Here is a 1,363-nt window from a genome sequence, read left to right as displayed (position 1 = left end):
AGGAGTGCATAATTTTTACGAGTGGTGAGTCTGATTGCACTTGTAATAATTTTGTTTTTTGTTCCTCAGATAAGTTTGACTCGGCTTTTAAGAGTATATATTTACTACTTTTTAAACTATCAAGTAATTTAGTTTTTTCTTCAGTTTTTAGTGATTCTGCTGCTTTTTTTTGGTCAATTCTGGCTTTATTTAATTCTTCATGTATCATTTTTGTTACATGAAATCTGTCTACTGTCACTATAGCATTTGGCAATATTTTGTTCACCAAGGATTTATAACTACCACTCATGTCCATGCTGACTTCTTCTATTTTATTTAAGACTTATTTACCCCATTTTAGAAGAAAGTTTTCGATAAATGACTGTTTTTTTTTCTGATACCAATCCTAAGAGTTTATGTGTTTCTAAATCTACTAATACTACTATAAATTTTCCTTGCCCTTTAACTAAACTAATCTCATCTATTCCCAAGCGGCGCAATTCCCGAACATCTACATTGATTACACTTTCAGCTACTACTTTAACCATTGACTCAACTTGTTCGGGTGTTAATGTGTTATTTTTAGCAACATTACTAATGTCACTGTGAATAACTTGTTCTGTGATATTTAGGGCTAATCTTTTAGTAAAACTTTTTTTATGCTCAACAAAATCTAAAATTTCGCTAAAAGGTTTTCGGCAAAATTCACACTTAAACTGCCGACGATTTACAGAAAGAATTACCGCTCTATTACTGATGGGTAAATCTTTAACTAAATGTCTTTTGTTTTGATGGAGACGATGACTCTTTTGACCACATCGCGGGCAAACTGCTGTTTTGTTGGTTGCTCTAACCGATAAAATAATCGTCGATTCTGTCTCTAAGCTATTCTCTACTATCACACCTGGTAAATTTAGCAATTGTGTCATTAATCTTTTCATTGCTTTACTTAAATAATCCTCAACTTTTAACATTTTAGCATACTAAACACGGAAGAGCCCCTTTTTCAATTCCGAAGATAAAAGCCAAATTCTGGTTTTTTGGAAATTTCAAATTTTCTACCTCTGAATACCAACTATCTCCTGTTACTATTTTTGGCTTGACTCCCCAGTTTCTTATTTCACTCACCATTTCTCTCTTCGTAATCCTTTTGGGTTTTTTCCTCCTTTTTCTCATAAATTCTGTAATTTATTGGGACTGAATTACCATTAATATCGCTGTAATATAGCAATACTCCGGACAGTTTTTAAGCAGCCAAAGTACCATAATACAAGACAGAAGGAAGATTAGGATGGTTTAAAATCAACTCCGGGTCTAAATCTAACTTATCAATAAAGGTACAAAGTAGATGCTTATTGAATTCCAGACGTTTATAAGAGGCCAT

2 protein-coding genes and 1 pseudogene are annotated in these 1,363 nt (G+C 32.7%); all 3 read right to left on the bottom strand.

Annotated elements, in window-relative coordinates; translation table 11 throughout:
* Positions 1-295, bottom strand: a 295-nt coding sequence (locus tag QUA70_RS28430) for a transposase (RefSeq protein ID WP_333351106.1), incomplete at its 3' end; no start/stop codon positions are given.
* Positions 296-326: 31 nt separating this feature from the next.
* Positions 327-953 (bottom strand): transposase family protein, encoded by a 627-nt coding sequence (locus QUA70_RS28425; protein ID WP_333351104.1) that lies wholly within the window; start codon positions 951-953, stop codon positions 327-329.
* Between the two features lie 28 nt (positions 954-981).
* A pseudogene (locus tag QUA70_RS28730) lies at positions 982-1,213 on the bottom strand (IS701 family transposase); the annotation flags it as partial.
* Between the last annotated feature and the right edge of the window lie 150 nt (positions 1,214-1,363).

The sequence above is a fragment of the Microcoleus sp. LAD1_D5 genome, from assembly GCF_036702115.1.
In the GTDB taxonomy this organism is placed as follows: domain Bacteria; phylum Cyanobacteriota; class Cyanobacteriia; order Cyanobacteriales; family Microcoleaceae; genus Microcoleus.
This window is presented reverse-complemented; position numbering and strand designations above follow the sequence as displayed.